Origin of the sequence: Flavobacterium sp. H4147 (assembly GCF_029360735.1) — a bacterium.
GTDB lineage: Bacteria > Bacteroidota > Bacteroidia > Flavobacteriales > Flavobacteriaceae > Flavobacterium > Flavobacterium endoglycinae.
On record NZ_JARKNB010000002.1, the window covers coordinates 1,148,364 to 1,162,715 of the forward strand.

Below are 14,352 nucleotides of genomic sequence, written 5' to 3' on the forward strand. Positions count from 1 at the left end.
TACCGGACTTTTTTATTAGAAAGGATATGAAACACCAAATTCAATATTTTTGGTATTGTATCCTGCATTTTTACTTCCTAAACCTGCGTTTGAAACATGTCGTACTTCTGGACGGATATCAAAAGCTATTTTATTTACTTTAAAAGAAAAACCAATCGCAAATACATCTGAAAAAGCAAATCCTTCGGACATTCTTTCTGTTTCTGTATCGGTGATCATTGGACCCACGCTTCCCAAAACATAAAAAGAGCAAGTTTTCGATATCGGTTTTCGAATTAAAAATCCCAGATTCAAAACATATTCGCGAACATCTTTCAATTTAGTATATTCAGTTCTTTTTTCTTCAAAATTGGGCGTTTCCGGCTTTACAAAGTAAAAGTTCAGCAATTGATGTTTTCCGAAATTAATCTCGGGCTGTACAAGAATTTCATATTTAAAATTTCTGGTTTCGTTTATTGTATAATATAATTGCACTTTATAAAAATGATTCGTAAAAGTATAATCTGTATTACTGAATTCACTTCCGAAACCATAATTAAAACCCAACTCAAAACGGGATTTTCGATCCTGAGCTATATTTTTAACACAACACAGCAACAGGAAAACCAAAAGTAATTTTCTAACCATATTTGTTTTTCAGTATTTAAATATAGGCAAAAAAAAAAAGATCCGATTTTCATCGGATCTTTTACTATAATGTAAGCAGTTAATTATGCTTTATTGTGTTTGTCTTCGATTGTATGTTTCTCATCAGCAGAGATTGTATCAACCAATACTGGAGTTGCAATAAATAATGAAGAATAAGTACCTACAATAATACCAATTAACATAGCGAAGATAAATCCTCTAATTGACTCACCACCAAAGATAAACATCGTTAATAATACGATAATCATCATTAATGAAGTATTCAAGGTTCTAGATAATGTAGTATTAATAGACGCGTTTACGATATCTTCGAAGCTACCTTTACGGTTTCCGATGATAAACTCTCTTACCCTGTCAAATACAATTACCGTATCGTTCATAGAGTAACCAATTACTGTAAGAATCGCAGCAATAAAGTGCTGATCCATTTCCATGTGGAAAGGCATGAATTTGTAACATAATGAGTAAATACCTAATACGAAGATTACGTCGTGAGCAACTGCTGCAATCGCACCTAATGAATACTGCCATTTACGGAAAGATACCATTAAGTATAAGAAAATAACCGCCATTGCACCAAGAACCGCCCAGTAAGAGTTAGTTTTGATATCTTCAGAAATAGAAGCTCCAACTTTAGAAGCCTGTAAAACTCCAACTTTTTTACCATCAAACGAGTTGATGAATTTATCGTAAGTAGTATTTGGAAAATATTTCTGTAATCCAGCGTATAATTTTTGATTTACTTCTTCATCTATAGCTACACCGTCTTCTTTAATTTTATATTTAGTTGTGATTTTCAATTGATCGTCATCACCTAAAATTTTAGCTTCAACCGGAGTACCGAAAGCAGTAGATAACTCATCTGAAACTGCAGTAGCATCAACTGGTTTTTCGAATTTAACTTGGAAAGTTCTTCCTCCAACAAAATCAACACCTTCATCTAAACCATTAACGAAGAAGATAGAAACTAAACTTACTACTGTTACAATAGAAGAGAAGATATAAGTGAATTTTTTGATTTTAATGAAATCAAAGTGGAAGTTTGTAAACCAGTTTTTAGTAATGTTTGTAGAGAAAGTCAAATCTGCTTTTCCTGCAATATTTCTATCAATAAAGATTCTCGCAATAAAGATTGATGTAAACAATGAAGTTACGATACCAATTAATAATGTTAATGCGAAACCTTTAATAGGTCCTGTTCCAAAGATGAATAAGATTGCTCCAGTTAAAACGTGAGTAACGTTTGCATCGATGATAGAACGCATTGCACCGTGCCATCCGTAAGAAGCTTGAACTGCTTCAGACAATGATTTACCTTCACGTAATTCCTCTTTCGCTCTTTCGTATATAATAATGTTCGCATCTACCGCAGTACCTAACGTTAACACGATACCAGCAATACCAGGTAATGTTAATACGAAACCAAAACTTGCCATAATTCCGAATAAGAATAGTAAGTTTAATAATAAAGCAAGGTTTGCATACCAACCCGCTTTACCATAATAGAATACCATCCAAACGCAAACTAATAAGAAACCTAATACAGAAGAAATTGTACCTGCATCAATAGCTGCCTGCCCTAAAGATGGACCAACAACAGTGGACTGAATAATATCTGCAGAAGCTGGTAATTTACCTGCGTTTAATACGTTAGCTAAATCTTTAGTTTCAGCAACATCAAAAGAACCCGTGATTTCAGATCTTCCTCCAGCAATAGGACCGCTTGTTACACCTGGAGCAGAATATACGATATCATCTAAAACAATAGCAATATAACTTTTTTGAGCAAATGCTCTTCCTGTTAATTCTTCCCAAATTTTAGCTCCTTGGCTGTTCATCTGCATAGAAACTGCAGGTTTACCCATTTGGTCAAAAGTATCTTTTGCATCAGTAACAACACCACCGCTCATTGCAGGACTGTTATCTCTGTTTCCTTTTAAAGCATATAATTCAACAGCTTCGATATCTTTCGCGCTTTTTGGATCTTTTGATTTAGGATCTTTAATAGTTGTTGGTTTACTCCATACAAATTTTGCATAGTGTTGGTCAGCACCTAATAAAACTCTAATTTCTGGTCTTTTAAAGTAATCGTTAACAGCAGCTGTATCTTTAGGAGCGAAATAACCTAAAACTGGTCCGCCACCTTGAACGATCATTTTATCAAATAATGGATTGTTTCCTTTTTTAGTATCAACAGAATCTTTAGCATCTGTTAATAATGCGTTTAATGAATCTTTAGCAACAGTTTTAGTTTCAGTCTTTTTAACTTCTGTTTTCTTTAAAGCTTCGTTAGCTGACACTAAGAAATTACCAATTTCTTCAATTTTGAAAGTTTCCCAAAACTCTAATTGAGCTTTACCTCCCAATAATTTTTTAATTCTATCTACATCCTTAGCACCTGGAAGCTCTACTAAGATTCTTCCTGTTTCTCCTAATTTCTGAATGTTTGGCTGAGTAACACCAAATTTATCGATACGCTCTCTTAATACTTTAAAAGCACTTTCAACAGACTCGTCAACTTTTCTTTTGATAACTTTTTGAGCTTGAGCATCAGTCATTTGAAAATCGATACCACCATCTCCTTGTAAACTTCTGTTTGCAAAAATATCAGGTGAAGCCAATTTCACATTTCCTTTTGAGTTTGCATCAAAAGCTTCGAAAAATTTATTTAAATAGGTCTTATTTCCTTCTAAGTTTGCACTTGCATCTGCTAACGATTTATTAAATACTGGATTTTTAGAATTGTTAGCTAAACCTTTTAATACATCTTTAATAGAAATTTGAAGAATTACGTTGATTCCTCCTTCTAAGTCAAGACCTTTATTAAGTTGTTTGTTTTTAACTTCATCATAAGTGAAGTCTGTAAAACCTAGGTTTAATACTTTTTCTTTACCAATAGAATCTAAATATTTTAGCTCTTTATCAGGATTGTCTCCTGCAAAAGCTTTAGCTTCACTTTTGACGCCATTTGCCACAAAAGTGAACGAAAGTTGGTAAATACTTACCAATGCAAATAGAATTGCGAAAAATTTAATAAGTCCTTTATTCTGCATTATTACTAAAAATTAATTAAGTTTTATTATTTGTTTTTGTTTTAAGTTCCTGATAAAATAAGCCCTGACATGATTTTTTAAAACAAAAAAACGAGATCACGAATTACCATTTTTTTTTTAAACCGAGCAAATATATAATTAACGAAAATATTAACCAATTAATTTATTAATTAATCTCAAAAAAAAGACTGCAAAAGTGCAGCCTTTTTCTTTTTTTTCGGTTTTTATTATACTAAAATCGATTTTAGAGCGTCATTCATACTACGAACTGCATCTGCACTTTTAGCAAATAATGCCTTTTCCTGATCGTTTAATTTAATATCAATAATTTCTTCAACTCCGTTTTTACCTATTATACAAGGTACTCCAATACAGATATCATTTTGTCCGTACTCTCCTTCTACAAAAACAGAGCAGGCAATCATTTTCTTCTGATCGTTTAAAATACTGTCTACCAAGTACGCTACAGATGCTCCAGGAGCATACCAAGCTGATGTTCCTAATAAACCTGTAAGGGTTGCACCTCCTACCATGGTATCGGCAGCGACTTTTTGAAGCGCTTCTTCAGATAGAAACTGGGTTACAGGTATACCGTTATAAGAAGCCAGACGAGTTAACGGAATCATCGTTGTATCGCCATGCCCTCCAATTACCATTGCCGAAATATCATTTGCTGGTTTATCTAAAGCAAGAGAAAGATACGTTCTAAAACGAGAGCTGTCTAATGCACCTCCCATACCTATAATTCTGTTTTTTGGAAGTCCAGTTGCTTTTAAAGCTAAATACGTCATAGTATCCATAGGGTTGGAAACTACTACAATTATAGTATCAGGAGAATATTTTAGGACATTTTCGGCAACTGTTTTTACAATTCCTGCATTTATACCTATTAATTCTTCTCTGGTCATTCCTGGTTTTCTTGGAATTCCTGATGTAATAACCACCACATCACTTCCGGCAGTTTTAGAATAATCGTTGGTAACTCCGGAAACTTTAGTATTAAAACCTGTGTTTGTGGCACACTGCATAATATCCAATGCTTTCCCCTCGGCAAAACCTTCTTTAATATCCAACAATACTACTTCGCTTGCAATTCCTCTATAAGAAATAACATCGGCACATGTAGCTCCAACATTTCCTGCTCCTACAATGGTAACTTTCATATTTTTTACTTTATCGGTTATTAATTATTTGTCTATTCTTTAAAAAGACAATTCGTTTAATTGTCTAGTAAATTTAAACAATTAAACGAATTGAAATTATTAATTTTTTATTTTATGCGTCAATATTTGCATAAACTGCATTTTTCTCGATAAACTCTCTACGAGGCGGTACTTCGTCACCCATTAACATAGAGAAAACACGATCTGCTTCTGCAAGACTTTCGATTGTTACCTGACGAAGCGTTCTGAAATTTGGATCCATTGTAGTTTCCCATAACTGCTCTGCGTTCATCTCTCCAAGACCTTTATAACGCTGAATGTTGGCGCTTCCTCCCATTCTTTCGTTTGCCTGATCACGCTGAAGATCGTTCCATGCATATTCTTTTTTGTTTCCTTTTTTAACTAAGTACAAAGGAGGTGCAGCGATATAAACGTGGCCTTCTTCGATAAGTTCTTTCATGAAACGGAAGAAGAATGTTAATATTAAGGTAGAGATGTGACTACCATCGACATCGGCATCACACATGATTATTACCTTATGATATCTTAGTTTTTCAATATTAAGCGCTTTACTGTCTTCTGCTGTCCCTACAGTTACTCCTAAAGCAGTAAAGATATTACGTATTTCTTCGTTTTCGAATACTTTATGATGCATCGCTTTTTCAACATTCAAAATCTTACCACGTAATGGAAGAATGGCTTGGAAGTTACGATCACGTCCTTGTTTTGCAGTTCCACCTGCAGAGTCCCCTTCGACAAGGTAAACCTCACATCTTGCTGGATCTTGCTCAGAGCAGTCTGATAATTTTCCAGGTAATCCGCCACCGCCCATAACAGTTTTACGCTGTACCATTTCACGTGCTTTTTTCGCTGCGTGACGTGCTTGAGCTGCTAAAATTACTTTTTGGATAATTGTTCTGGCATCATTTGGATTTTCTTCCAAATAGTTTTCAAGCATTTCTCCAACTGCTTGAGAAACTGGAGAAACTACCTCTCTATTTCCTAGTTTGGTTTTTGTTTGTCCTTCGAATTGAGGTTCAGCAACTTTTACAGAAATAATAGCTGTTAATCCTTCACGGAAATCATCTCCGGAAATTTCGAATTTTAATTTATCAAGCATTCCAGAAGCATCGGCATATTTTTTAAGGGTTCTTGTTAAACCACTTCTAAAACCCTGCAAATGTGTTCCTCCTTCGTGTGTATTAATATTGTTTACATACGAGAAGATATTTTCGGTATAACTTGTGTTATAAATTAAGGCAACTTCAACCGGAATTTCTCCTTTTTCGTGATCCATACTGATAACATGCCCAATAATTGGCTCACGGTTTCCGTCTAAGTAACGGATATATTCTTTAAGACCTTCATCAGAATGGAATACTTCACTTCTGAATTCGCCTTTTTCATCTACTTCTCTCTGGTCTGTAAATGTAATAGTGATTCCTTTATTCAAGAATGAAAGCTCACGCATACGAGCTGACAAAGTATCATAAGAGAATTCTATAGTTTGCTGGAAAATCGTGTCATCTGGAAAGAAAGTCTGGCGTGTACCTCTTTTATCAGTTTCTCCAATTTGTTTAACTGGGTATAATGATTTTCCTCTTTCGTATTCCTGCTCGTAAATCTTTCCTTCTCTGAAAACGGTAGATTTCATGTGTACAGAAAGTGCATTTACAACCGAAACCCCAACACCGTGAAGACCTCCCGATACTTTATATGAATCTTTATCGAATTTACCTCCGGCACCAATTTTAGTCATTACAACTTCAAGTGCAGAAACGCCTTCTTTTTTATGTAAATCAACTGGGATACCACGTCCGTTATCTTCAACTGTAACAGAACCGTCTTTATTTATTGTAACGCTGATGGCATCACAATGTCCTCCCATTGCCTCATCAATAGAGTTATCAACAACCTCGTAAACCAAATGGTGTAGCCCTCGAACACCTACATCTCCAATATACATCGATGGACGCATTCTTACGTGCTCCATTCCTTCTAATGCCTGAATACTATCTGCTGAATAATTGTTCTTCTTGATTTCTTCGCTCATATAATCTGTTCTAAAAAATATAATTATTGTCTAACACGCAAATATATAAAAACGCGGGCTATATACCCATAAAATTCCGACTTAAAGCGCTTAAGTTATTAACACAATTGTCTGAAAAACCAAAAAATAATTTCAAAATCTAATTTTTTAAATTCCATTTTTTAGAAAATCTAAAACTAAACTTCAAAAACTCGGATTGAAAATTTCAAATTCTGAGATCAATAAAAAAACCGAAATAACATTTTAAAAATGCATTTCGGTTTTTTTAAAACATTCAAACCTTTATTTAGAGTCGAATTTAGAATTTAAAATTAGACTTTTACTTTCTTATTTTTTATTGAAATCGCCTGCATAAATTGAACTCATTTTATCTAATGAAAGGTATTTTTTCAGGACAGCGTTTACTTCTTCCACTTTTAAAGCTTTTACTTTTTCTTCTAAAGCATCATAATCTTCCAAAGGCACTCCGTATTGCAGATTCGTATTGACTAAATCCATTAAAGTATTGTCTATACCTAATCTGGTTTTTCTTTCATTCTGCCAGCTTTTTAAATTGGTTTTTAATTCTTCTGCTGTAAATCCGTCTTTTATTGCTTTTGCAATTTCTTCTTTTGCTGCGGCTTCAACAGCATTCTTTTTCGTTGGATTTAAAAATGCATAGTAACTCCATGAAGCTGTATCATTGTTAATTGGCACATCTGTAAAAGAACCTGCTCCATAACTGATTCCTTCTTTTTCTCTTAATCTCATAGGAATTCTAGCGCTTAAGAAACCTCCGCTTCCCAACATTTCATTGGCCATAACAAATGCTGGATAATCCGGATTTTTTCTGTCCATTTTAAAACTAATTCTTCCTACAGCAACTGCATTTTCTTTGTCTGGAGTAATAATTTCTTTGTCTAATTTTGTAGTTTCAAAATACGTTGGAAATGCAATTTCATATTTGGCCTTAGAGTTCCATTTACCAAATGTATTTTCTAAAATTTCTGCTGTAGATTTAGGATCTAAATCTCCAACAACACTTCCTACTCCATTATTTCCACCTAAAATATTTTGATAGAAATCAACAATTTCAGATTGTTTTACCTTTTTAAAAGCATCTATCTGTTCTGGTATAGTCTGTGTGTAAAAAAAGCTTTCTTTTGGATATTTTGTTGTCTGTCTTACAATTTCTGTAAATGCCACAGCTTGCGGATCATTAAGACTTGATTCTAAATACGTATTGTACTCGTTGATTGTTTTAGTCAATTCATTTTGAGGGAAAGTTGAATTCGTTAATAAATCTCCCAAAATACCCATAACTTCTTTAAAACTTTCTTTGTAAGTACTAATATTGATTGACAAAGTTTGTCTTGAAAAATTAAAATTGATACTTGATTTTAATTCATCCAATCGATCCTGAATTTGTTCTTTGGTTCTGGTTTTAGTTCCTGTTTTTAATAACTGAGCCAGAATACCTCCTGTATCTGTTTTACCAGCTAATTCTTTTTCATTACTAACTGGGAATTTAAAACTTGCTTGAACTTTACCGCCTTTAATTTCTTTTTTAATTAAGCCGTATTTCGCCCCGTTTGTTAGTTTTCCTTCAACAAGATTTTGTTTTAGATTTTTTATTGATGCTTCAAATGGCGCTGCTTCTTTTTCAACCGCTTTACCTTTATATTCTTTAGTTAAACTTACAATTTGTTCATCAGTAAATTCAGCAGGCTTTACTCTCACTTCATCTTTTGATGGAATGAATATACCAACAGTTCTGTTATTGGATCTGAAATATTTCTCAGCAACTCTTTGAATATCTTCTTTAGTTAATTTTTCAACTGCGTCTCTGTATAAAAAACCAAGTCTGTAATCACCGGAGCCAATAATTTCTGTTAAGTTGATAGCAAACGAAATGGTATTATTTTTTTCGGCATCGATAGATTTTATAAGTTTTGCTTTTGCACGGCTTACATCCTGATCGGTATATTGGGTGGTTGCTATTTTATCTAGCTCGGCTCTAAAAGTTTCATTAACTGCTTTAACATCTTTATCATTTGGAACGGATACTCCAAAATAAATATAACTTGCATCTCTTGTGGTTGGCTGCCAGAAATAGATATTAGAAGCTTTTTGCGTTTCTATCATTGACTTATACAAATATCCTGATGGATCTGCCGTTAAAATTTCGCCTAATGCATCGACAGCAGCATAATCTTTATCGGCATAAGAAACGGTATGATAGAGAGCTCCAATATTTTTACTGTCACCTGCTCGTTTAAGTTCTACGAATTTCTCTCCGTCCTGAGCCGGCTCAATTGTATAGGTTTTATCTAAGAGTCTTTTAGGTTTTGGAATTGCTCCAAAATATTGCCCCGCATACTGCAATGCTTTTTGCTCATCAAACTTACCCGCAATTATTAAAGTAGCATTATCCGGCTGATAATATTTTTCGTAAAAAGTCCTAAGTGTATTCGCCTTTACTCTTTCAATATCTTCCTTACTTCCAATAGTACTTCGCCCGTAATTATGCCAAAGATAAGCTGCCGAAACAATCCTTTCCTGTAAAATTCTATCAGGGTCATTTTCTCCTATTTCAAATTCATTTCTTACCACAGAAAATTCTTTATCAAGATCTGTTTGCAGAATAGTGGCATTAATCATCCTATCTGCTTCCATTTCGATACTCCATTTTAAATTTTCATCATTTGAAGGAAAAACTTCATAATAATTTGTTCTATCTAACCAAGTGGTCCCATTTGCATTTCCTCCTTTATCAGAAAGCATCTTTTTAATATCTCCCAGATTTTTGGTACTTTTAAAAAGCATATGTTCTAATAAATGAGCCATTCCTTTTTCTCCATAACCTTCGTTTCGAGAACCTACATTGTAAACAATATTGACAACCATATTACTTTGTGAAGCATCTGGAATCAAGAGAATTTTTAATCCATTATTTAAAGAATATTCTTTAACACCTTCAACATTTGTGATATACTTTGGTGTTTCGGATTTTTTTTGGGCATAAACTGAGCTCAATGAAAGTAATGAGCAGCATAAAACTCCACTTAATAAAAGCTTTTTCATAGATTTTGTTTAATTATTTAGTAATTGTTCATGGGTAATCAAATATAGTATTTTTCCTAAACACGTTTAATTTTTATTAACTAACTTTTAATACTTAAAACAAACATAAGTTTAATGTTTTTCACAGAAACCCACAATTATCTCAACAATATAGCGAATTCTATAAAATAATTACAAAAAAGAAAATCCGAAACTACATTAAAAAATGATTGTTTCGGATTTAGTTTTGATTCCAATTTAAAACTGGAAAGTATTTTATTAGACTGCGATTCCTGATTTTACAGTTTCAAAGTTCCCATTCAAGTGAGCCGCATTTGCTCTTCCGCTCGGGTCAAGATTTTCCTGCCATTTCGGAATCCATTTACGCACCGTTTGTGCTGCACTGACTTGAGGATAATATTTATGAAAAATCGAACGGTACAAATATGCCTCTTTTGTTGTAGGTGTGTTATACGGAAATTCTGCACTAGCTCCTGCTAACTGCTCATCAGTAACCTGAGAAGAACAGTATTCAATTAATTCATCAACCCAATTGTATCCTACTCCATCTGAAAATTGTTCTTTTTGTCTCCACAAAACCTCAGCAGGTAAATATGGATTTTCAGGAACATCAAAAGCTTTTCTTAAAATATACTTTTCTACTCCATCGTATGTTTTAGGTTGTTTTTCTTCAGTTTTAATTCGAATGGTAACGTCTAGAAAATCTTTATCCAAAAACGGAGTTCTAGCTTCGATTCCGTGAGCCATTGTCGTTTTGTCTACACGAAGTAAATCTGCCGTAAACAGTTTTTGGACTCTTTCGATTGTTTCATCCTGAAATTCTTCTGCTGAAGGTGCATTTCTAAAATATAAATGCCCCCCAAAAATCTCATCGGCGCCTTCTCCTGACAGAATTACTTTTACTCCTTTTTCGCTGATTGCTTTAGACAATAAGTACATTGGTACTCCTGAACGAACAGAAATGATATCGTAGGTTTCTATAGCAGAAATAACTTTTTCTAAGGCTTCTACTCCTTCTTTTACAGTAAAATGTATTTCATGATGATCTGTGCCTAAAAATTCGGCTGCTTTTCTCGCGAAAATATTATCAGGCGCATCGGCATCTAAACCTATTGAAAAAGAAGGCAGTTTTTTACCACTTTCTTTTAAAATTCTAGAAGCTACAGATGTAATTAATGAGGTATCCAAACCTCCTGACAATACTACCCCTACAGGAACTTCACTCATTAAGCGTTTACGTGTCGCTTCGATCAAACTTTGGCGGATTAATTCAAAATCTAATGGCTGATCTGCTTTTAAATGATCTTCGTATTCAGGATGGTAATATTTTACAAAACCGCTTTTTCCTGTGTAGTAATGACCTGGTGGAAAAGTTGAAAACGATTTGCATTGATCTGCTATAGATTTCATTTCTGAAGAAAAATAAATTCTTCCTCTTTCATCTAAACCATAATACAAAGGTTTAACTCCTATCGGATCTCTTCCGGCAATGTAATTGTCGCCATCGATAATTACGAAAGCAAAATCACCATCGAGTTTATTACAAAAATCATATCCAAATTCTTCATACAGATGTACAATTACTTCTGAATCAGAATTGGTTCTGAATGTGTGTTCTTTTAAAATTGTATTTTTTAATTCTTGATAATTATAGATTTCTCCGTCGTGCACCATCCAAGCTTTATTTGTTCCTTGAATAGGTTGTTTGCCCGATTGTAAATCGATAATAGACAAACTCTCATGGCATAAAACACTGCCATTTTCCATAATATGCAAATCACTTTCATCGGGACCTCGATGTGACATTCTTTCCGAAAGCTCTTTTACAAGCTGCGGATCTTTTCCTTTACCAATAACGGCCAATAATCCAGACATACTATTTTATTTTTACTTTTTAATGAATTGAAACAAGTCTAACATTAAAAAATCATTAAAAAATTCAACTAAAAGCAAAACTAAATATTATTTTTTGCTTTCCTACATTTTAATGTTAAAATATCAGCGATTTAACTGTAAATCGATAAATGTAAATATATCAAAAGAAAGTTAAATAATTGCCGAAAACTTATTCACAACCTGCTGATTTTTAGAATTTAACATTTTAAGACAAGAAAAACGTCCTCAATTCTGAGAACGTTTTCCGCGAAAATATATACTAATTCTAAAAATTAACTTTGTTTATGCTTTTACGTAAGCATCGTCGTGAACACTTGCTACTGCTCTTCCAGAAGGATCGTTTAAGTTTTTAAAAGCTTCATCCCACTCTAAAGCAATTTTTGTACTACAAGCTACACTTGCTTCCTGTGGTACGCATAACGCTGCTGCATCACTTGGAAAATGCTCTGAGAAGATAGAACGATAGTAATATTCTTCTTTAGAAGTTGGTGTTTGTAAAGGGAATTTATATTTCGCGTTTGCTAACTGCTCGTCTGAAACTTCTCTCGCCACTACTTCCTTCAAAGTATCAATCCAGCTGTATCCTACTCCATCAGAGAATTGCTCTTTTTGTCTCCAAGCAACACTTTCTGGAAGCATATCTTCGAAAGCTTTACGAACCACCCATTTTTCCATTGGGTGTTCTTTATTGATCATTTTATCCTGCGGATTGATGCGCATGGCAACATCCATAAATTCTTTATCTAAAAATGGTACACGACCTTCAATTCCCCAAGCCGCTAAACTTTTATTAGCACGTAAACAGTCGTACATGTGAAGTTTTCCTAATTTACGAACGTTTTCTTCGTGGAATTCTTTTGCGTTTGGCGCTTTGTGGAAGTATAAATATCCTCCAAACAACTCATCTGCTCCTTCTCCTGAAAGAACCATTTTGATTCCCATAGATTTGATAACTCTAGCCATTAACCACATTGGAGTTGAAGCTCTAACCGTAGTTACGTCATACGTTTCAAGGTTGTAAATTACATCACGAACGGCATCTAAACCTTCTTGGATTGTAAATTTGATTTCGTGGTGGATTGTTCCAATATGGTCTGCTACTTTTCTTGCGGCAGCTAAATCTGGAGAACCTTCTAAACCAACTGAGAAAGAGTGCAATTGCGGATACCAAGCATCTGTAGTATCATCAGATTCAATTCTTTTTTGAGCGAATTTTTTAGCTACAGCTGAAGTAATAGAAGAATCTAAACCTCCTGAAAGTAAAACTCCGTAAGGAACATCACTCATTAATTGTCTGTGAACTGCTGCTTCAAGCGCTTTTCTGATTTCTGGAATGCTAGTTTCGTTATCTTTTACAGCATCATACTCCGTCCAGTCTCTTTTATACCATTGTACAAATTCTCCGTCTTTGCTTGATAAATAGTGTCCTGGAGGAAATAACTCGATTTTTGTACAATATCCTTCAAGAGCTTTTAATTCAGAAGCTACATAGAAAGTTCCGTTTTGATCCCATCCAATATACAATGGAATAATTCCCATATGGTCACGAGCAACAAAATATTCGTCTTTATCAACATCATAAATTGCAAAACCGAAGATTCCGTTTAATTCATCAACAAAGTTTACTCCTTTTTCTTTATATAAAGCCAAAATAACTTCGCAGTCACTTTCAGTTTGAAAGTTATATTTTCCTTCAAATTGTTTACGCAAATCTCTGTGGTTGTAAATTTCACCGTTTGCAGCCAAAACCAGTTTTTTATCTTCTGTAAATAAAGGCTGTTTTCCTGAAGCAGGATCTACAATTGCCAAACGCTCGTGAGAAAGAATTGCTTTATCATTGCTGTAAATTCCGCTCCAGTCTGGTCCACGGTGACGAATGATTTTAGACATTTCTAATACTTGAGGTCTTAAAGTCTCTGCTTTTTGTTTTAAGTCAAAGGCACATACAATTCCACACATAATTCTATATTTTAATTTTTAAGTTTAAATTTTAATTTGATAGGGCAAAGATGAAATATTAGTTACAATTGAAAAACACATTCAGCAATATCAATTACAATTAGAAATCAAAACATTCAATTTACATATTAAATGTAAAATTTTGATATAAAAATATGCTCTAAACTTGAAAATTTTAATTTCTGAGGCAGAACTGCTTTAAAATTTAAAGTTTAATCTATTCTTTTGAAATAAATTTTGAGTTATTTGGATATAGATGAAAAATTCGTAAAGACAGGAAAGAAAGCTGTTCTGAAATTGCAGTTTATACAATGACAAAAGACTTACTCATAACAACAAGAGCCATCGGCTCGACCTAACATTGTAAGGCCGGATTTTAATCCGGTTGTGAAAAACGCCCCGTAAAAAAGATCCGTAGGATCGAAACATATTGTGCGGTCTTTATGCTACGTCCTTCATTCAACGGATTAAAATCCGTTGCTACGATATTGGGTCATTCCTAGCGGAATTATTAATG

7 protein-coding genes are annotated in these 14,352 nt (G+C 33.8%); all 7 read right to left on the reverse strand.

The features are described from left to right. Positions 1 to 15 precede the first annotated feature (15 nt). The 7 genes from P2W75_RS12850 to asnB (P2W75_RS12880) all read right to left on the reverse strand — a co-directional run bounded on the left by P2W75_RS12850 (position 16) and on the right by asnB (P2W75_RS12880) (position 13,835). Entirely contained in the window at positions 16 to 627 is a 612-nt protein-coding gene (locus P2W75_RS12850) for an acyloxyacyl hydrolase (protein ID WP_276380756.1), read from the reverse strand. 83 nt (positions 628 to 710) lie between these two features. Continuing rightward, entirely contained in the window at positions 711 to 3,701 is a 2,991-nt protein-coding gene (secDF, locus tag P2W75_RS12855) for a protein translocase subunit SecDF (RefSeq protein ID WP_276380757.1), read from the reverse strand. Between the two features lie 227 nt (positions 3,702 to 3,928). Further along, complete coding sequence (gene mdh / locus P2W75_RS12860; RefSeq protein WP_276380758.1) at positions 3,929 to 4,864, reverse strand: malate dehydrogenase; 936 nt, start codon at positions 4,862 to 4,864, stop codon at positions 3,929 to 3,931. Between the two features lie 112 nt (positions 4,865 to 4,976). Next, a complete protein-coding gene (gyrB, locus tag P2W75_RS12865; protein WP_207297157.1) occupies positions 4,977 to 6,917 on the reverse strand; it encodes a DNA topoisomerase (ATP-hydrolyzing) subunit B in 1,941 nt (646 codons plus the stop codon). A gap of 327 nt (positions 6,918 to 7,244) precedes the next feature. Beyond that, on the reverse strand, positions 7,245 to 9,980 hold the full coding sequence (locus tag P2W75_RS12870; protein WP_276380759.1) for a pitrilysin family protein: 2,736 nt from the start codon (positions 9,978 to 9,980) through the stop codon (positions 7,245 to 7,247). Positions 9,981 to 10,238: 258 nt separating this feature from the next. Then, on the reverse strand, positions 10,239 to 11,855 hold the full coding sequence (gene asnB, locus P2W75_RS12875; protein ID WP_207297159.1) for an asparagine synthase B: 1,617 nt from the start codon (positions 11,853 to 11,855) through the stop codon (positions 10,239 to 10,241). Positions 11,856 to 12,158: 303 nt separating this feature from the next. Beyond that, a complete protein-coding gene (asnB, locus tag P2W75_RS12880; protein WP_207297160.1) occupies positions 12,159 to 13,835 on the reverse strand; it encodes an asparagine synthase B in 1,677 nt (558 codons plus the stop codon). Positions 13,836 to 14,352: the final 517 nt, after the last annotated feature.

Bases quoted from the DNA above. Each gene is read 5' to 3' on its own strand.
- P2W75_RS12850 (WP_276380756.1), bottom strand. From the start codon at position 627: ATGGTTAGAAAATTACTTTTGGTTTTCCTGTTGCTGTGTTGTGTTAAA.
- secDF (WP_276380757.1), bottom strand. From the start codon at position 3,701: ATGCAGAATAAAGGACTTATTAAATTTTTCGCAATTCTATTTGCATTG.
- mdh (WP_276380758.1), bottom strand. From the start codon at position 4,864: ATGAAAGTTACCATTGTAGGAGCAGGAAATGTTGGAGCTACATGTGCC.
- gyrB (WP_207297157.1), bottom strand. From the start codon at position 6,917: ATGAGCGAAGAAATCAAGAAGAACAATTATTCAGCAGATAGTATTCAG.
- P2W75_RS12870 (WP_276380759.1), bottom strand. From the start codon at position 9,980: ATGAAAAAGCTTTTATTAAGTGGAGTTTTATGCTGCTCATTACTTTCA.
- asnB (WP_207297159.1), bottom strand. From the start codon at position 11,855: ATGTCTGGATTATTGGCCGTTATTGGTAAAGGAAAAGATCCGCAGCTT.
- asnB (WP_207297160.1), bottom strand. From the start codon at position 13,835: ATGTGTGGAATTGTATGTGCCTTTGACTTAAAACAAAAAGCAGAGACT.